The sequence below is a fragment of the Delftia sp. K82 genome, assembly GCF_002193035.1.
Taxonomy (GTDB): domain Bacteria; phylum Pseudomonadota; class Gammaproteobacteria; order Burkholderiales; family Burkholderiaceae_C; genus Comamonas; species Comamonas acidovorans.
On record NZ_MYFL01000005.1, the window covers coordinates 110,438 to 127,737 of the forward strand.

Here is a 17,300-nt window from a genome sequence, read left to right on the forward strand (position 1 = left end):
CACGATGCTGAACCTCGCCGAATACCGCCAGCGCCCGGCCTTGCTGGCCGACTGGCTGCCCTGGGCCGGGCTGGTCGCGCCAGGTGTTGTGCTGAACAAAGACGGTTCGTTTCAACGATCGTTCCAGTTTCGCGGCCCTGACTTGGACAGTGCCACACAGGGCGAACTGATTGCCACGTCGGCACGGCAGAACAACGCGCTTCGCCGCACCGGGTCTGGCTGGGCCTTCTATATCGAGGCCGAGCGGGTGCAGGCTTCGAGCTATCCGCAGTCCTCCTTTCCCGAACCACTGTCCTGGATGGTGGATGAGGAGCGACGTGCGGCATTCGAGGAGTCGGACAGCCATTTTGAGAGCATCTACCACTTCACGCTGCAATATCTACCGCCGGAGGAATCTCGCACCCGCGCGGCGGGAATGCTGTATGAGAACCGGCCCACCGAAGGCGTGGACTGGCGCGGCCGGCTCGATGCCTTCGTGGCGGAAACCGATCGCGTCTTCGACCTGCTCGATGGCGTGACGCCGGAGATTGCCTGGCTGGACGACAGCCAGACGCTGACCTACCTGCACGCCACCATCTCGACGCGGCGCTACCGCGTCGGCGTGCCCGAGGTGCCGTTCCACATCGACGCGCTGCTGACCGACTCCGCGCTGGTCGGTGGCCTGGCGCCCATGCTGGGCGACCAGCACCTGCGCGTGGTATCGGTGCGGGGCTTTCCGACCTCGACCTGGCCGGGGATTCTGGACGACCTCAACCGCCTGGGCTTTGCGTATCGCTGGAGCACACGCTTTCTCTGCCTGGACAAATCCGAGGCGGAAAAAGAACTCACCCGCTTGCGCCGCCAGTGGTTTGCAAAAAGGAAGAACGTCATCGCGCTGCTGCGCGAAACGATCTTCCAGCAGGAAAGCCCGCTGGTCGATACCGACGCCAGCAACAAAGCGACCGACGCCGATGCCGCCTTGCAGGAACTGGGCAGCGATCAAGTCGCCTTCGGCTATCTCACCGCCACGGTGACGGTGCTCGATGCCGACCCGGCCGTAGCCGACGAGAAGCTGCGCATGGTGGAGCGGGTCATCCAAGGGCGCGGCTTCGTCACCATCCCGGAAACGCTCAACGCCGTGGATGCGTGGCTGTCATCCATTCCAGGCAACGCTTACGCCAACGTGCGCCAGCCCATCGTCTCGACGCTGAACCTGGCGCACATGATGCCGGTGTCGGCGGTATGGGCCGGGCCGGAGAAGAACGACCACCTCGATGGCCCGCCGCTGATCGTCACGCGCACCGATGGCGCGACGCCGTTCCGGCTGGTGACGCACATCGGCGACGTGGGCCACACGCTGGTCGCGGGGCCGACTGGCATGGGCAAGTCGGTCTTGCTCGCCACGTTGGCGATGCAATTTCGCCGCTATCGCGGCTCGCGCATCTTCGCCTTCGACATGGGCCGCTCCATGCGGGCCACCATCCTCGGCCTGGGCGGCGAACACTACGACCTGGGCACGGATGGCGAAATCGCCTTCCAGCCACTGGCACGTATCGACCGCGAGGGCTACCGCACCTGGGCCGCCGAATGGATCGAAGGCCGCTTGCTGCACGAAGGGGTGCCGGTCGGCCCTGACGAGAAGGCCGCCATCTGGTCGGCGCTGGGAAGCCTTGCCGGTGCGCCGATGGGGCAGCGCACGATGACCGGGCTTTCCGTCCTCTTGCAGTCCAACGCGCTGCGCCAGGCGCTCGCGCCGTATGTGCTCGGCGGCGCGCACGGCAAGCTACTGGATGCCGACCATGACCGTCTCGGCATGGCCGACGTGCAGTGCTTCGAGATGGAGGAGCTGATGCACAGCAAGGCCGCCGTCATGGCCGTGCTGCATTACCTCTTTGCGCGTTTCGACGAACGCTTCGACGGTGCGCCCACGCTGCTAATCCTCGACGAAGCGTGGCTGTTCCTCGACGACCCGGTGTTTGCCGCGCGTATCCGCCAGTGGCTCAAGACGCTTCGCAAGAAGAACGTCAGCGTCATCTTCGCCACGCAGAGCCTCGCCGACATCAAGGATTCGAGCATCGCGCCCGCGATCATCGAGAGCTGCGCGAGTCGGATTTTCTTGCCCAACCCGCAGGCCACCGAGCCGCAGATTCGCACGATCTACGAAGGCTTCGGCCTCAACAGGCGGCAGATCGAAATCGTCGCCACCGCACAGCCCAAGCGCGACTACTACTACCAATCCCGCCTCGGCAACCGCCTGTTCGACCTCGACCTGGGGCCGGCGGCGCTGGCGTTTGCGGGCGCATCTACGCCACAAGACCAGCGCGACATAGACCGCGTGCTGCTGGACGCCGGCGTGCCCGGCTTCGCGGGCGCGTGGCTGCGCCATCGCGGCCTTGATTGGGCGGCCGATCTGTTGCCCTCGTTCCCCGGCCTCGCGCCGGGTTCCCTTGCTGACCAACCCCTGGAGAACCTGCCATGAAGAAGCGTCTTATTGCCGCCGCCATCGCGGCCATGCTTTGCACCGCCACCGCCCATGCGCAATGGGTCGTGGTCGATCCCACGAACCTCGTGCAGAACACGCTGACCGCGATCCGCACGCTGGAGCAGATCAACAACCAGATCCAGCAGCTCCAGAACGAAGCGCAGATGCTGATGAACCAGGCGCGCAACCTGGCCAGCCTGCCGTCCAGCGTGGTCGGCCAGTTGCGCGCCAATCTGGCGACCACGCAGCGGCTGATCGACCAGGCGCGCGGCCTGGCCTACGACGTGACCAATCTGGATCGGGAGTTTCAGCGCCTGTACCCCGAGCAGTACGCCGCCACGGTGAGCGGCGACCAGATGTACCGCGACACGCAGGAGCGGTGGAAGAACACGCTCAACGGCTTGCAGACCACGATGCAGATGCAGGCCCAGGTGTCGCAGAACCTGGGCGAAGACGAAAGCGCGCTGGCCGACCTCGTGGGCAAGAGCCAGTCGGCCCAAGGTGCGCTGCAAGCGATGCAAGCCATGAACCAGTTGCTGGCCTTGCAGGCCAAGCAATCCATCCAGTCGCAGCGGCTCCAGATCACGCAGGATCGCGCTGCCGCGCTGGAACTGGCGCGGCAGGCGGCAGCCACGGAGCGCGGACGCGAGGTGACGCGCCGCTTCCTGGGGAGTGGCACGCCGTACACGCCGCAATCCGTCGATTTCTACAACCACTGACGAGGTGCGGCCATGAAGTACGCGCCTGTCGTGTTCGCTCTCGCGTTCCTGCTGTCCGGCTGCTTTCAGCCGCTGTCGGTGGCTTCACTGGCCACCGATCCATCCCGGTTGCACACGCTGCGCGCGCAGTGCCGCGCGGGCGCGCACGAAGGCGCGTTTTGCGCGCAGGTGGCCCAGGCCGACCTGCGGCGCTTTCTCTCCGGCCAGGCCGGGCCGGGCGAGTACCAGACGCTGGCCGACCTGCCGCCGATTCCGCCCAGCTTCGATGAACCCGCCGATGCCAAAGAACCTGGGCAGGAGGACTCGCCATGAATGACGTGACGGTGATTGACCGCTTCCTCGATACCTTCTCGCGCTACATCGACTCGGGCTTCGGGCTGCTGCATGGCGAGGTGGCGTTTCTGACCGCCACGCTGATCATCATCGACATGACGATCGCCGGGCTGTTCTGGGCGATGGGCCATGCGGTCGGCCAGGGCGAAGACGTGTTCGCCAAGCTGATCCGCAAGGTGCTCTATGTCGGTGCCTTCGCCTACATCATCGGCAACTTCAACACGCTGGCCGGCATCCTGTTTCGCTCCTTCGCCGGGCTCGGCCTGACGGCCAGCGGCTCGACCTTGAGCATGGAGAACTTCCTGCACCCTGGGCGGCTGGCCAAGGTCGGCATCGACGCCGGGGCGCCGATCCTTGAGCAGATCGGCAATATGGCGGGCTTCCCCGAGGTGTTCGTGAACATCACGCCGATCGTCGTGATGTTCCTCGCGTGGCTGATCGTCATCCTGTGCTTCTTCGTGCTGGCGATCCAGCTTTTCATCACGCTGATCGAGTTCAAGCTGACCACGCTCGCGGGCTTCGTGCTCGTGCCGTTCGCACTCTGGAACAAGACCGCGTTCCTCGCCGAAAAGGTACTGGGCAACGTGGTGTCGTCCGGCATCAAGGTGTTGGTGCTCGCGGTCATCGTGGGCATCGGCTCGGGGCTGTTCGCCGAGTTTCAGGTACATCCCGCCGAGCCATCCATCGACCACTCCTTGGTCGTGATGCTGGCCTCGCTGACCCTGCTGGCCTTGGGCATCTTCGGGCCAGGCATTGCAACTGGGCTGGTGTCTGGCGGGCCGCAGCTTGGCGCTGGTGCGATGGCCGGTGCTGCGCTGGGCGCTGCGGGCGCTGCCGTTGCCGTCGGCGCCGCAGCCACGGGCGTTGGCGGCGCGGTAGCCGCTGGAGCGCGCATGGCGCCCGCAGCCGCAAGGCTGGCCGGCAGCGGCGCGCGGGCTGCTGCTGGAGCCGCCAGCAGCGCGCGGTCGGCGTTCCAGGCCGGTTCTGCTTCGGCAGGCGGTGGCCTCAAGGGTGCCGCTGCGGGCTTCGGCAATGTCGCCAAGACAGGCGCTCAGGCAGCCGGGCAGAAGGTGGCCGATGGCGCGCGTTCGATGAAGGAACGTACCGCCGCAGCTTTCCGCCAGGAAGGCACGACTTCGGCGGGAGGCGGTACAGCCGCCGCATCGGGCGGCCCAGCGTCTGGTGGTGATACGCCCTCCACCGCGCCGCAAGAGCAACCCGCCTGGGCCAAACGCCTGCATCGCCGCCAGCAACTCACCCATGCCGCAACCACCGCCGCCCACGCGCTGCGCGGGGGCGACGGCGGCAGCTCCAGCCAGGGGCCGAGTCTGCGCGATTCCGATTCCTGATCTTCAAGGAGAACAACCATGCGATTCAAACGACCGCAGGTGCGCTACGCCGATACGCCGCAGCCTGCGACCCCTTACCAGTCCGCCGCGCAGGTGTGGGACGAACGTATCGGTTCGTCCCGCGTGCAGGCCAGGAGCTGGCGCCTGATGGCTTTTGGCTGCCTGACGCTGGCGGTGCTGATGGCCGGCGGCCTCGTGTGGCGTTCCGCGCAGTCCATCGTGACGCCCTACGTGGTGGAGGTGGACAACGCGGGCCAGGTGCGCGCCGTGGGCGAGGCCGCCACGCCGTACAAGCCCAGCGATGCCCAGGTGGCCTACCACCTGGGCCGCTTCATTGGCCTGGTGCGCTCGCTGTCCATCGACCCCATCGTGGTGCGGCAGAACTGGCTGGACGCCTACGACTACACCACCGACAAAGGCGCCGTGGTGCTCAACGAGTACGCCCGCGTGAACGATCCGTTCGCGCGCATCGGCAAGGAGTCGGTGACGGTGCAGATCACCAGCGTGACCCGCGCGAGCGATGCCTCGTTCAACGTGCGCTGGACGGAACAACGCTTCGTCAATGGCGCTCCTGCCGGCACCGAACGCTGGAACGCGGTGATTTCCATCGTGCAGCAGACCCCGCGCACCGAACAGCGCCTGCGCAAGAACCCCCTAGGCATCTACGTCAACGGCCTGTCGTGGAGCCGCGAACTGGATTCTTCCGAAGGAGCAAAACCATGAATGATCTTTTCCGTAAATCAGTTTTGCCGGTGATCCTGCTTGCCCTGGCGGGCTGCGCCACGCAGGGCAAGCCGCCGCCGACCATCTCGCTCGATGAGCCGGTGCAGGCGCAGAAGCTGCCGGAGCCGCCCGCACCTGTGGAGGCGGTCGCCGTGCCCGAGGTGCTGCCAATGCCGGCGCAATTGAAGCCGGCGCCCGAGGGCGAAGAAGCCAAGCCGGTGCCGGAGCCGGCCGACGAGAAGGTGCGCGTCTCACGGGCCAATACCGAGGCGCGAGTCGCGCCCACGCGCGAGGGCTACGTCAATGCGATTCAGGTCTGGCCCTTCACGGATGGCGCGCTGTATCAGGTCTATGCGGCCGTGGGCCGCGTGACCGTGATCGCGCTCCAGCCGGGCGAGGAGCTGGTGACGGTGGCCGCTGGCGACACGGTGCGCTGGATCGTCGGGGACACATCGAGCGGCAGCGGCGAAGCGCTGCGCGTCAACGTGATGGTCAAACCGATCCGCTCGGGCCTCAAGACCAATCTGGTCATCACCACCAGCCGCAGGACGTACCTGATGGAGCTGACTTCGACCGAAAAGACATGGATGGCGTCGGTGTCCTGGGAGTATCCGAAGGACAAGATGCTGGCCTTGCAGCGTCAGGCACAGGCGGCCAGCGCCGTCGCGCCGGTCGATACCGGGCTCTCGCTGGAGAAGATCCGTTTCCGCTACACGGTCAGCGGCAGCAATCCGCCGTGGAAGCCGCTGCGCGCCTTCGACGACGGGGAGAAGGTCTATATCCAGTTCCCGCCCGGCATCGCCCAGGGCGAGTTGCCGCCGCTGTTCGTCATTGGCGCACAGGGCGATGGGCAACTGGTGAACTACCGCTTTCGGCCGCCGTACTACATCGTGGATCGCCTGTTCGGCGCGGCCGAACTGCGCCTGGGAGGCGACAAGGGCGACGTGGTGCGCATCGAACGCACGGACGGCACGCGGAGGAACTGACCATGAGCCAGGACGACACTCCCGACCTCGCCACGCCACAGGCGGGCAAGGTAGCGCCCGAGGCAGTGGCGCTGCGCGCACAGCCGCGCCCGGTCACGCGCCTGAACCGGCGCACGCTGGCCATCCTCGTCGGCGGCCTGTCGGTCGCCGTGCTCGGGGCCACGATCTGGTCATTGCAGCCGCACCGGCGCGACGCGGGCGAACAGACCGAGCTTTACAACGTCGATCGCGTATCGAAGTCCGAGGGGCTGGATGGCCTGCCTTCCGACTACTCGAAGCTGCGGAAGGTGCCCGAGTTGGGGCCGCCGCTGCCGGGCGATCTCGGCCCGGCCATCGTGAACTCGCAGCAGCCGGCCATGGCCGCTTACACGGCCCCCGGCCATGATCCGAATGACGCCTTGCGCAAGGAAGCGGAGGCCGCTGCGGCTTCGTCGGTGTTCTTCCGCTCGGGCGGCCAAGGCCAGGCGGCCGCCACGGTGGCGCAGGCGGCGCCGGGTGCGAGCGGTGCCAGCACACTCGCGGCTTTCGACCCGCTCGCTGCCGGGCCTGCCTCGACGGCGGCCCAGCCTGCCGACCCGACCGCCGTGCAGAACCGGCAAGAGCAGAAAGAGGCGTTCCTGAAAGCCGGTTCTACGGAAACCCGCAATTCCGGCAATTTGGCGCTGCCGGCGTCGCCGTATCAGGTGATGGCCGGTACGGTGATCGCAGGCGCGCTGGTGACGGGCATCAAGTCCGATCTTCCGGGCGATGTGATCGCCACCGTCACGGAGCCGGTCTATGACACGGCCACGGGCAAGTTCCTGCTGATCCCGCAGGGATCGCGCATCCTCGGCAGATACAACAGCCAGGTCAGCTACGGGCAGAGCCGCGTGCAGGTGGTGTGGAACCGCGTCATCCTGCCGGACACGTCCTCGCTGACACTCGACAATCTCGTGGGCACCGACCCGGCCGGCTACGCGGGCCTGGAAGACGACGTGGACTGGCACTGGAAGCGCATCTTTGCCGGTGCGGTGCTGACGACGCTGCTGGGCGTCGGCGCCGAGCTGGCCGCGCCGGAGAACCGGCAGGACGGCAACCGCATCGTGATCGCCGGGCGCGACAGCGCGCAGGACAGCATCAATCAGGTCGGGCAGGAGATCACCCGGCGCAACATGAACATCCAGCCGACGCTGACGGCACGGCCGGGCTTGCCGGTTCGGGTGATCGTGGCGCGCGACCTCGTGTTGCGTCCTTACCAACCCATGTTCTATCAGCTTGAAGGTGCGCGATGAGTACCGCCCGAAAACTCCGCCTCGGCCCGTTGCCGTCCAGCGGTAGCACGAAGCTGACGTTCACCTGCCCGGCCAGCCTGAAAGCCGACCTCGACCGTTACGCCGCGCTGCACGCACAGGCGTATGGCGAGGCGGTCGATGCGGTGACGCTGATCCCGCACATGCTGGAGGCGTTCATGGCGGGGGATCGGGGATTCAGGAAGGGAAGTGGGAACAAGGCCGCACCGCCGAAGCCGGGTTGACGATGCGGGCGCATCCACCATCCGCTCACGATGAAAGCGCAGCCTCGGGCTGCGCTTCCGTTTTTGGGAATGGATTGCGACCAGCCGGGGCATAGATGGCTATGCGATCTTGCCCGCTGCGGCGCCCCTGCGTTTGCCACCGCGAAGCACCCATGTGGCACCTAGCTAGAAATGCAGCAAGAGCGCGCCGCAGCCTGAATCTAGGCTAACCTATTGCCCCATAAGCCCTTTCGCACCGCTGCATGTCTGCAAGAAAGACTTGACAGCGGACATTTTTCATCGCCGGGCCGCCCCAAGATGAAAAGCAGCCCCCTCGGGGGGCAGCGGACCTTACGCAGCAAGGGTAGCGTGGGGGCCATTTTTCATCGCCGGGCCGCCCCAAGATGAAAAGCAGCCCCCTCGGGGGGCAGCGGACCTTGCGCAGCAAGGGGAGCGTGGGGGCCATTTTTCATCGCCGGGCCGCCCCAAGATGAAAAGCAGCCTCCTCGGGGGGCAGCGGACCTTGCGCAGCAAGGGGAGCGTGGGGGCCATTTTTCATTCCACCAGCGCCAGGGCGGCGCCGATGCGCGAATGCGCACCGCAGCTCTCGCGCCGCGCAGCGGCAGCCGTGGCCATGAGCCAGCAGACATCGAGCTGATTGCGCAGCGCATGGCCTGCGGCAGGTGCCAGCCTTTCACGCCAAGCCGCAATGCGCTGCACGGCCTGCGCCAGGCCCTGGTCGCTGCGCTGTATGCCCACGCAGTCCTGCATGAGCTGGCGCAACTCCTGCGCGACGGCTGCCGTGTCCTGCTCCTGTGCGCCGGCCTGCAGGGTTTCGGTCGGTCGGGCCGGCGCCGGGGCGGCAGCCGGCTGCTGCGCGATGGCCCGGGCGGCGGCGCGCCCCATCACCACGCATTCGAGCAGCGAATTGCTGGCCAGCCGGTTGGCGCCGTGCAGGCCGGTGCGCGCCACCTCGCCAATGGCGCGCAGGCCATCGACATCCGTGCGCCCGTCGATGCCGGCCAGCACGCCGCCGCAGGCGTAGTGGGCGCAGGGGGCGACAGGAATCGGCTGCGTGGCAATGTCGATGCCATGGCTGGCGCACAGAGCCATCACACCGGGGAAATGCGACTGCAGCCAGGCACGTGGCCGGTGGGTGATGTCCAGGTGCACGAAGGCCAGGCCATGGCGGTCCATCTCGTGCCGGATGGCCCGGGCCACGATGTCGCGCGGCGCCAGTTCGGCCCGCTCGTCATGGGCAGGCATGAAGCGCGTGCCGTCCGGCAGGCGCAGCAGGGCGCCTTCGCCGCGCAATGCCTCGGAGACCAGGCCGGCCGCGCGGCCGCCCACCTGCAGGGCCGTGGGATGGAACTGCATGAACTCCAGGTCGCCCACGCGGCAGCCTGCGCGCCAGGCCATGGCCACGCCGTCGCCCGTGGCGGTGGCCGGGTTGGTGGTGGCGGGATAGACCTGCCCCAGCCCGCCCGTGGCCAGCACGGTATGCGCGGCATGCCAGCGCTGCTGGCGGCCATCGGGCAGGCGCACCAGCGCGCCTGTGCAGTGCGCAGGCTGTCCTTCGGTCAGCAGGTCCAGCGCGCTGGTGTGCTCATGCAAATCGATGTTCGCGCGCTCCCGGCAGGCGCGCAGCAGGGCGGCGTGCACCGCCTGTCCGGTGCAGTCGGCGGCATGCACGATGCGGCGGCGGCCGTGGCCGCCCTCGCGCGTGAGGTGCAGGCCACCGCTGTCGTCACGCGTGAAAGGCACGCCGTGGGCCACCAGCCAATCGATGGCGTCGGGCGCCTGCTCAAGGATGGCGCGCACGGCCTGTGCATCGCACTGGCCTGCGCCCGCGACCAGGGTGTCTGCCACGTGTTCATCGATGCTGTCTTGTGCATCCAGCACGGCGGCAATGCCGCCCTGGGCCCAGGCGCTGGCGCATTCCTCGGCCGCGCCCTTGCTGAGCAGGGCCACGCGCAGATGCGGCGGAAGTGACAGGGCGGCGGCCATGCCGGCCAGGCCAGCGCCGATGATGAGTACGTCCATGGAGGGCTGGGTCATGGCGTGCTCCTCAGGCGGGACCGAAATGCTGGAAGAGCGCCGCATCGCGTGCGAGGTCTCCGCTGGCGCGCACGGGCTGGCGATGGCCTGCGGCAAAGGCCAGCATGCGTTCGATGGGGCGGCGCGCGGCCTGGGCGATGGCGGGGTCCACCTCGATGGCGCACAGGCCTTGCTCCAGCGCCAGTTCCACGCCCTGCAGGCTGTTCATCGCCATCCAGGGGCACATGGCGCAGCTCTTGCAGGTGGCGCCCTGGCCGGCCGTGGGCGCCGGCAGGAAGGTCTTGCCCGGGTAGCGCATGCGCATGTCGTGCAGGATGCCCTGGTCGGTGGCGACGATGAAGGTGTCTGTGGGCAGCCGGCCTGCCGCGTTGATGAGCTGAGTGGTGGAGCCCACCACATCGGCCTGGGCTGCCACGGCGGCCGGCGACTCGGGGTGAACGAGGATGGCGGCCTGCGGGTGCTCCAGTGCCATGGCGGCCAGTTCGTCGGCCTTGAACTCGTCATGGACCAGGCAGGAGCCATGCCACAGCAGCATGTCGGCGCCGGTCTGGCGCTGGATGTGGGCGCCCAGGTGGCGGTCGGGAGCCCAGAGGATTTTCTCGCCGCAGGCGTGCAGGTGGGCCACGATGTCCTGTCCCACCGACGATGTGACCACCCAGTCGGCGCGCGCCTTCACCGCCGCACTGGTGTTGGCGTAGACCACGACCGTGCGGTCCGGGTGGGCGTCGCAAAAGGCGCTGAACTCGTCTGCCGGGCAGCCCAGGTCCAGCGAGCAGCTGGCGTCGTCGTCGGGCATGAGCACCCGCTTTTCCGGGCTGAGGATCTTGGCGGTCTCTCCCATGAAGCGCACGCCGGCCACGACCAGGGTGCTGGCCTGGTGCTGGGCGCCGAAGCGCGCCATCTCCAGCGAATCGCCCACGCAGCCGCCGGTCTCGCGCGCCAGGTCCTGCAGTTCGCCGTCCACGTAGTAATGGGCCACGAGCACGGCATCGCGCTCGTGCAGCAGGGCGCGTATGCGCTCGGCGGTCCGAAGGCGCTGGGCGCGGTCAAGTTCGGGAGGAATGCGGGCCCAGGCCTCGCCGATGCCGCACTGGCCGGCGAGGGAGAAATGGGGCTTGTCGTACTGCACGGATTTGAGCTGCATGGTGGCCGTCCGGGACTGTGGAAAGGGCTGGTAATGGCTGCGAATAATATGCTCAATTTGAGTATTAGTGTGATGTTTTTTGCTGCACAGGTGTTTTGCGGCAGTCAGGAAATCGAGGGCGGGAAAAGCGGCGCGGGGCCGTCTCAGCGCTGCAGCTGCACGTTGTTGCGGCCCGCGCCCTTGGCTTCGTACAGCGCCTCATCGCCACGGCGCAGCATGGCGGCGGCCGTGTCCGTGACGCTGCGCAGCGTGGCCACGCCCACGCTGGCGGTGACGGGCTCGCCATGCGCCATGGGCGTGGCGGCCAGCAGTTCGCGCAGTTGCTCGGCAATGACCACGGCGGCATCGGCCGTGGTGTCGGGCAGCAGTGCCAGGAATTCCTCGCCCCCCATGCGGGCCAGCACGTCGGACTCGCGCAGCCGCATGCGGAAGGCGCGCGCCAGGGTGCGCAGCACGGCGTCGCCCATGTCATGGCCGTGCTGGTCGTTGATGCGCTTGAAGTAGTCCACGTCGATGACGAGCACGCTCAAGGGGCGGCCGCTGCGGCGCGCCAGCGCCATGGCAAAGTCCAGCTGGAAGTCGAAGCCCCGGCGGTTGAGCAGGCCCGTGAGCGGGTCGCTGCGCGCCTGGTGCTCCAGTTCGGCATTGGCCTGCTGCAGCTGCAGCGTGCGCTCGCGCACCTGGCGCTCCATGGCCTCGTTGGCCGAGCGCAACTGGGCAATGCTGCCGCGCAGCGCCTGCGAAAGGCGATGCACTTCGCGGCTGCTGTGCAGCTGCGGGATGTCGGAGGCCGCACCGCTGCCGTCGATGCCATTGGCGGCACGGGCCAGGCGCTTGAGATCCTGGCTCAGCCTGCGCGCCACCAGCCAGGCGATGACGGCGGCCACCAGCGCGGCTGCCAGGCCGCCGGCCAGCACCTGGTGCATGGCCTGGCGCGCGGGCGCATAGGCGCTGTCATGCGGCTGCCGGGCCACGATGTGCCAGCCCATGGCCGTTGCCCGGTTGTGGGCCTGCAGCGGCACGGTGGCCGTCAGAAAGCTCTGCGGGCTGTCCTGCCAGCGCGCCACCTGTACGGGCTGCAGCGTGGCATCGGCCGTATCGGCAGACACGGTATGGGCCACCGGCAGGCGCTGGTCCAGGGCCAGCAACGGCTCAAGGCTGTCGCCCGGCGCGTGGATGAGCCGTCCACGCCGGTCGAAGATGAACAGGCCGATCTGCCGGTCGGCGCTGTCGGCCTGCTGCAGGGTCTGCATGGTTTCGCGCACCCATTCCCAACTGCTGTGCATGCACAGCACGCCCTGGGTGAGATCGCCCACGCGAATGGGCGCCGCGAAGTCCATGAACCGGCGCGGCGCGCCGTCGGCCGCAGGCGGCAGCAAGGCGGACATCACAGGCGAGGAGGCGCGCACATCGCCCACATGGACGCGCTGCAGGCCCGGCTCGAACCAGGGCCGGTCGCTGACATCGAGGCCCACCAGCACCTGGTCGGTCGCGCTGCGCACCGTGCCCTCGGCGTCGGCCACGCCGATCCAGAGGCTGGTGGGCGTCAGTGAACGGGCGCGGTTGAGCAGTGCGCCCACGCCCGGGGCCTCCAGCCCCTGGATCCAGAGCTCCGGCGAGGCGGCCAGCACTTCCACGGTATGGGCGCGGCTGAACAGGCCATCGGACAGCTGCCGCGCGGCGTTGGAGGCCATGGCATGCAACGAGGCGCTGACCTCGCGCTCCATGCGCCAGCGCAGCAGCTCGCCGAATGCCAGCGACATCAGCACCGTCACGCCCACCAGCAGCGAGCCGAAGACCAGTGCCAGTTGCGTGCGCAGGCCCAGGCGCTGCCAGCGACTGGGCGCGGTGCTGGAAGCCGGGGCGGGGGAATCCGGGGGGAAAAGCTCGTTCAACGCAGAAATCCGCTTTCAACTGTTCTGGAGTGCGGCCCGGCGCATGGCCAGGCGGGTGGCTGCAAGATCCCAGCCACCCCAGCCGCAGCATTTGAACAGCACGGGCGAATCCGAGCGCGGCCATTGCTCGCGCACCACCTGCTCCAGCGTGGGCAGGGCGGCGACATCGATGCCGGCCTGCAGCAGGTCACCGGCCTCATGCAGCGCATCCCCGGTATCGACCACCACGCGGCCCGACTGCAGCAAGCCCTGGCACAGGCCGGGCGCCAGCTCCACCATCTGCGGCGTGAAGGCGCCCACGGCCGAGATGAAGGCATCGCTGCGCGGCGCCTCGCGCAGCACCACGGCCCGGGCGGGCGTGCATGTCACGATCAGCGGGCAGTGGCGCGCCGCCGCCTCCACATCCTGCACGGCGGTGGCCTGCAGTCCCATGGCCCGGGCCTGGTTGACCAGCGCCTGGGCGCTCTGCGCGCTGCGCGATGCCACCTGAACCTCGCGCACGCCCAGGCCTGCGGCAAAGGCCTGCAAATGGGCCAGGCCCTGCACGCCGGCGCCCACGATCAGCAACGGACCCTGCGGATTCGGCGCCAGCCTTTGCGCGGCCAGCAGCGATACGGCGGCCGTGCGCCGCGCCGTGACCGTGGGGCCGTCCAGGATCAGGCGGCGCTCGCCCGTGGCCACGTCGAAGACCACCACATCCCCCTGGATGGTGGCGCGCGGCGTGCCGGCGTTGCCGGGGGTGAAGCTGATCAGCTTGGTCATGGCCACCTGGCCGTCGGTGGCGGGCATGCAAAACAGGCTGCCACCGGCCGGCAGGGGCATCACGATGCGCGCCGGCACCTGCGCTGCCTGGGGCTGAAGCAGCAGGGCGGCGATCTCTTCGGCCAGTTCGTTCCAGGGCAACAGCCCGGCCGTGGCCTGGGCGTCAAGGGCGGTGGAGGAGGGCATGCTGGAATGGCTCATGGCCGCGACTGTACACAGTAGGCTTGGATCGACCAATTCGTGATGTGTCCAGTGCTGCGCACAGGCCCGTGAGGGCCTGCGCAGGCACTACGATGTCGCCTATGTCACAAAAGCCTTCTTATCCGCGCGAAGAGCCCCGCTGGGACGGTTCGGCGCGGCCCGAAGCTCCGCGCAAGGAATCGGCCCCGCGCTATGAGCAGCAGCGGCGCGGACCCGCGCCCGAGCCGTGGCAGCGCGAGCAGCCGCCCAGCGAGCAGGCTCCCGCGCCCCGCCGGCCCGGCGAGCCTGCACGCGAGCGGCGCAGGCGCGGCGGATGGGGGCTGGGCCTGGCGGTCGTCATCGGCCTGGGCATCGTCGCCGCGCTGCTGGCCGCCATGGTGCTGGTGGCCCGCGAGCAGGTCCTGCGCAGCCAGGCGCCACCCGCCACCGCCCCCATGGCAGTGCAGCCCGTGCGCTGATACACGCCGTATCATTGCCGCAGCTGCGGTCGCTGCAGTCCCGCAGGTTCCGACGTAATATCGCCGCCCGATGCTGCAGGCTGCAGCACAGATCCAGGAGTGAACACCATGAGATGGGATGGCAACCGCGAGTCGGACAATGTGGAAGACCGCCGTGACGAGGGTGGCGGTGGAGGCGGCCCCGTCTTCGGCGGACGCAGCATAGGCATTGGCACCATCGTCATCGCCCTGGTCGGCGGCTGGGTGCTGGGCATCAACCCGCTGACCATCCTGGGTGCGCTCAGCGGCGGCTCGCCGGTGCAGGTGCAGCAGCCTCAGGGACCGGCCCACAAGCCGCCGGCTGATGACAAGCTCGCCCGCTTTGTCTCCACCGTGCTGGCCGATACCGAAGATGTCTGGCGCGATGTGTTCCGCCAGGGCGGCGCCCAATATACCGATCCCAAGCTCGTGCTGTTCCGTGGCGCAACGCCTACGGCCTGCGGCACGGGGCAGTCGGCCATGGGGCCCTTCTACTGCCCTGCCGACCAGAAGGTGTATATCGATCTGGGCTTCTACGAAACGCTCAAGAACCAGCTGGGCGCGCCCGGCGATTTCGCCCAGGCCTATGTGATTGCCCACGAGGTGGGCCACCACGTGCAGAACCTGCTGGGCATCAGCGCCCAGGTGGACCGCGCCCGTGGCCGCGTCAGCAAGGTGGAGTACAACCATCTGTCGGTCAAGCTGGAACTGCAGGCCGATTGCCTGGCCGGCGTCTGGGCGAACCGCGCGCAAAGCGCCCGCCAGATCCTGGAGCAGGGCGATGTGGAGTCGGCCATGAATGCGGCATCCAAGATCGGCGACGACGCCCTGCAGCGCGCAGGCGGCGGCGCCGTGGTGCCGGACAGCTTCACGCATGGCACCAGCGCCCAGCGCCAGCGCTGGTTCAGCACCGGCCTGCGTACCGGCAGCGTCAAGTCCTGCGACACTTTTTCGGCCGCCTCCCTCTGAGAAGTACCCCCACGCTCGCCTTACTGTTCAAGGTTCGCCGGCCCCTCCGAGGGGCCGCTTTTTCATCTGGAGGCTGCCCGGCGACGAAAAAATGCCCGCATTGCGGGCACTCATACCGGGTTTTTGCGGGTTGCGCTCACACAACGCCATGCTTGTCCAGGTGCCAATTGGCGTTATTGCAACGCACAAATCGCGCTAGGTGCGACAATAGCGCTCTCAATGACAAGCTCTTTCTCCAATCTCCAGCTGGCTGAGTCCCTGGCGCGCGCAGTGGCCGACATGGGCTACGAGTCCATGACGCCCATCCAGGCACAGGCCATTCCGGTCGTTCTGACCGGCAAGGATGTCATGGGCGCCGCCCAGACCGGCACAGGCAAGACGGCGGCGTTCTCGCTGCCGTTGCTGCAGCGGCTGATGCGCCACGAAAATACCTCCGCTTCGCCTGCACGCCACCCCGTGCGGGCGTTGGTGCTTTTGCCCACACGCGAACTGGCGGACCAGGTGGCCCAGCAGATCGCCCAGTATGCGAAGTACACCAAGCTGCGCAGCACCGTGGTGTTCGGCGGCATGGACATGAAGCCGCAGACGCTGGAGCTCAAGAAGGGCGTCGAGGTGCTGGTGGCCACGCCGGGTCGTCTGCTTGACCACATCGAAGCCAAGAACGCCGTGCTCAACCAGGTCGAGTACGTGGTGCTGGACGAGGCGGACCGCATGCTGGACATCGGCTTTTTGCCCGATCTGCAGCGCATCCTGTCCCACCTGCCCAAGACGCGCACCACCTTGCTGTTCAGCGCCACCTTCTCGCCCGAGATCAAGCGCCTGGCCAGCAGCTACCTGCAGGACCCCGTCACCATCGAAGTGGCCCGCCCCAACGAGACGGCGTCCACGGTGGAGCAGCGCTTCTACAGCGTCAGCGACGACGACAAGCGCTATGCGCTGCGCTCCCTGCTCAAGCAGCGCGACATCCGCCAGGCCTTCGTCTTCTCCAACAGCAAGCTGGGCTGTGCGCGCCTGACGCGTGCCCTGGAGCGTGATGGCCTGCGCGCAACGGCGCTGCACGGCGACAAGAGCCAGGACGAGCGCCTGAAGGCGCTTGAAGCCTTCAAGCGCGGCGAGGTGGATCTGCTGGTGTGTACCGATGTCGCGGCCCGTGGCCTGGACATCAAGGACGTGCCGGCCGTCTTCAACTACGACGTGCCCTTCAACGCCGAAGACTATGTGCACCGCATCGGCCGCACGGGCCGCGCAGGCGCCTCCGGCGTTGCCGTGACCCTGGTGACCAACCACGATGCGCGCCTGGTGGGCGAGATCGAGAAGCTCATCAAGAAGAAGATCAACGTCGAGGCCTGCCCCATGGAAGATTTCCGTGGCAGCGCACCGCGTGGTCACCGTTTTGACGAGCTGCCGCGCCAAAGCAGCGGCGGCTACGGTCGTGAACGGGATCGCGGCGCCGAGCGTGGCGATCGCGGCGGTGATGCGTCGCGGGGCAGTTCCGGTTTTGGCCATCGCGGCTCGCGCATGGCCCAGCGCCCGGCGCACTCGGACCCGTTCTTCGACAAGCCCTACGAGGCATCCGCCAGCGTCGATGCGAGCTGGGACAGTCAGGGTGCTGCCGCGCCCAAGGCGGGCAGCGGCATCAAGCCCAAGCGCAAGCTGGCCGCGCTGTTCAAGGCGCCTGTCGCGCCGGTCCCGCCTGTGGCACCCGTCGCCACTTCCGAGGTCTGAGCGCCGC

15 protein-coding genes are annotated in these 17,300 nt (G+C 68.0%); 11 read left to right on the top strand and 4 right to left on the bottom strand.

Annotation, left to right across the window (positions count from 1 at the left end):
- Nucleotides 1-4 precede the first annotated feature (4 nt).
- The 8 genes from trbE to KDK82_RS27395 are packed head-to-tail and all read left to right on the top strand — an operon-like array spanning nucleotide 5 to nucleotide 8,084.
- A complete protein-coding gene (trbE, locus tag KDK82_RS27360; RefSeq protein WP_009517040.1) occupies nucleotides 5-2,458 on the top strand; it encodes a conjugal transfer protein TrbE in 2,454 nt (817 codons plus the stop codon).
- Nucleotides 2,455-3,180: a P-type conjugative transfer protein TrbJ gene (gene trbJ, locus KDK82_RS27365; protein ID WP_009517041.1), complete on the top strand. Its 726-nt coding sequence runs from the start codon at nucleotides 2,455-2,457 to the stop codon at nucleotides 3,178-3,180. The genes trbE and trbJ overlap by 4 nt, the downstream gene beginning before the upstream one ends.
- Nucleotides 3,181-3,192: 12 nt before the next feature.
- Nucleotides 3,193-3,492 (top strand): hypothetical protein, encoded by a 300-nt coding sequence (locus KDK82_RS27370; protein WP_009517042.1) that lies wholly within the window; start codon nucleotides 3,193-3,195, stop codon nucleotides 3,490-3,492.
- On the top strand, nucleotides 3,489-4,862 hold the full coding sequence (gene trbL, locus KDK82_RS27375) for a P-type conjugative transfer protein TrbL (protein WP_009517043.1): 1,374 nt from the start codon (nucleotides 3,489-3,491) through the stop codon (nucleotides 4,860-4,862). Before KDK82_RS27370 ends, trbL begins: the two co-directional genes overlap by 4 nt.
- Before the next feature lie 18 nt (nucleotides 4,863-4,880).
- Nucleotides 4,881-5,585, top strand: a complete 705-nt coding sequence (gene trbF / locus KDK82_RS27380; protein WP_009517044.1) for a conjugal transfer protein TrbF — start codon at nucleotides 4,881-4,883, stop codon at nucleotides 5,583-5,585.
- The gene (gene trbG / locus KDK82_RS27385; protein ID WP_009517045.1) at nucleotides 5,582-6,571 is read left to right on the top strand and encodes a P-type conjugative transfer protein TrbG; all 990 of its coding nucleotides are present in this window, start codon (nucleotides 5,582-5,584) and stop codon (nucleotides 6,569-6,571) included. Before trbF ends, trbG begins: the two co-directional genes overlap by 4 nt.
- A 2-nt stretch (nucleotides 6,572-6,573) precedes the next feature.
- On the top strand, nucleotides 6,574-7,842 hold the full coding sequence (locus KDK82_RS27390; RefSeq protein ID WP_009517046.1) for a TrbI/VirB10 family protein: 1,269 nt from the start codon (nucleotides 6,574-6,576) through the stop codon (nucleotides 7,840-7,842).
- Entirely contained in the window at nucleotides 7,839-8,084 is a 246-nt protein-coding gene (locus tag KDK82_RS27395; RefSeq protein WP_009517047.1) for a DUF2274 domain-containing protein, read from the top strand. Before KDK82_RS27390 ends, KDK82_RS27395 begins: the two co-directional genes overlap by 4 nt.
- A 534-nt stretch (nucleotides 8,085-8,618) precedes the next feature.
- Here KDK82_RS27395 and nadB read toward each other — a convergent pair.
- From nadB to KDK82_RS27415, 4 genes are all read right to left on the bottom strand, one after another.
- Nucleotides 8,619-10,121 carry an L-aspartate oxidase gene (gene nadB, locus KDK82_RS27400; RefSeq protein ID WP_088166733.1) on the bottom strand — a complete coding sequence of 501 codons (1,503 nt, stop codon included), beginning with the start codon at nucleotides 10,119-10,121 and terminating at the stop codon, nucleotides 8,619-8,621.
- A gap of 10 nt (nucleotides 10,122-10,131) precedes the next feature.
- Entirely contained in the window at nucleotides 10,132-11,265 is a 1,134-nt protein-coding gene (nadA, locus tag KDK82_RS27405) for a quinolinate synthase NadA (protein WP_043824025.1), read from the bottom strand.
- Nucleotides 11,266-11,408: 143 nt separating this feature from the next.
- Nucleotides 11,409-13,160, bottom strand: a complete 1,752-nt coding sequence (locus KDK82_RS27410; protein WP_088166734.1) for a sensor domain-containing diguanylate cyclase — start codon at nucleotides 13,158-13,160, stop codon at nucleotides 11,409-11,411.
- A gap of 15 nt (nucleotides 13,161-13,175) precedes the next feature.
- Nucleotides 13,176-14,123, bottom strand: a complete 948-nt coding sequence (locus KDK82_RS27415; RefSeq protein ID WP_088166735.1) for a delta(1)-pyrroline-2-carboxylate reductase family protein — start codon at nucleotides 14,121-14,123, stop codon at nucleotides 13,176-13,178.
- Between the two features lie 101 nt (nucleotides 14,124-14,224).
- On the opposite strand from KDK82_RS27415, the gene KDK82_RS27420 reads away from it, so the two are divergent.
- The 3 genes from KDK82_RS27420 (at nucleotide 14,225) to KDK82_RS27430 (ending at nucleotide 17,293) form a co-directional block, all read left to right on the top strand.
- On the top strand, nucleotides 14,225-14,581 hold the full coding sequence (locus tag KDK82_RS27420; protein ID WP_224986416.1) for a hypothetical protein: 357 nt from the start codon (nucleotides 14,225-14,227) through the stop codon (nucleotides 14,579-14,581).
- A 108-nt stretch (nucleotides 14,582-14,689) separates the two neighbouring features.
- Nucleotides 14,690-15,568, top strand: coding sequence for a neutral zinc metallopeptidase (locus KDK82_RS27425; protein WP_012204077.1), 879 nt, complete (start codon nucleotides 14,690-14,692; stop codon nucleotides 15,566-15,568).
- Nucleotides 15,569-15,787: 219 nt separating this feature from the next.
- Nucleotides 15,788-17,293, top strand: coding sequence for a DEAD/DEAH box helicase (locus tag KDK82_RS27430; protein ID WP_088166736.1), 1,506 nt, complete (start codon nucleotides 15,788-15,790; stop codon nucleotides 17,291-17,293).
- The last annotated feature ends 7 nt before the right edge of the window (nucleotides 17,294-17,300 follow it).

Bases quoted from the DNA above. Each gene is read 5' to 3' on its own strand.
- KDK82_RS27420 (WP_224986416.1), top strand. From the start codon at position 14,225: ATGTCACAAAAGCCTTCTTATCCGCGCGAAGAGCCCCGCTGGGACGGT.
- trbF (WP_009517044.1), top strand. From the start codon at position 4,881: ATGCGATTCAAACGACCGCAGGTGCGCTACGCCGATACGCCGCAGCCT.
- trbL (WP_009517043.1), top strand. From the start codon at position 3,489: ATGAATGACGTGACGGTGATTGACCGCTTCCTCGATACCTTCTCGCGC.
- KDK82_RS27370 (WP_009517042.1), top strand. From the start codon at position 3,193: ATGAAGTACGCGCCTGTCGTGTTCGCTCTCGCGTTCCTGCTGTCCGGC.
- nadA (WP_043824025.1), bottom strand. From the start codon at position 11,265: ATGCAGCTCAAATCCGTGCAGTACGACAAGCCCCATTTCTCCCTCGCC.
- KDK82_RS27425 (WP_012204077.1), top strand. From the start codon at position 14,690: ATGAGATGGGATGGCAACCGCGAGTCGGACAATGTGGAAGACCGCCGT.
- KDK82_RS27430 (WP_088166736.1), top strand. From the start codon at position 15,788: ATGACAAGCTCTTTCTCCAATCTCCAGCTGGCTGAGTCCCTGGCGCGC.
- trbG (WP_009517045.1), top strand. From the start codon at position 5,582: ATGAATGATCTTTTCCGTAAATCAGTTTTGCCGGTGATCCTGCTTGCC.
- KDK82_RS27415 (WP_088166735.1), bottom strand. From the start codon at position 14,123: ATGAGCCATTCCAGCATGCCCTCCTCCACCGCCCTTGACGCCCAGGCC.
- trbJ (WP_009517041.1), top strand. From the start codon at position 2,455: ATGAAGAAGCGTCTTATTGCCGCCGCCATCGCGGCCATGCTTTGCACC.
- trbE (WP_009517040.1), top strand. From the start codon at position 5: ATGCTGAACCTCGCCGAATACCGCCAGCGCCCGGCCTTGCTGGCCGAC.
- KDK82_RS27390 (WP_009517046.1), top strand. From the start codon at position 6,574: ATGAGCCAGGACGACACTCCCGACCTCGCCACGCCACAGGCGGGCAAG.
- KDK82_RS27395 (WP_009517047.1), top strand. From the start codon at position 7,839: ATGAGTACCGCCCGAAAACTCCGCCTCGGCCCGTTGCCGTCCAGCGGT.
- nadB (WP_088166733.1), bottom strand. From the start codon at position 10,121: ATGACCCAGCCCTCCATGGACGTACTCATCATCGGCGCTGGCCTGGCC.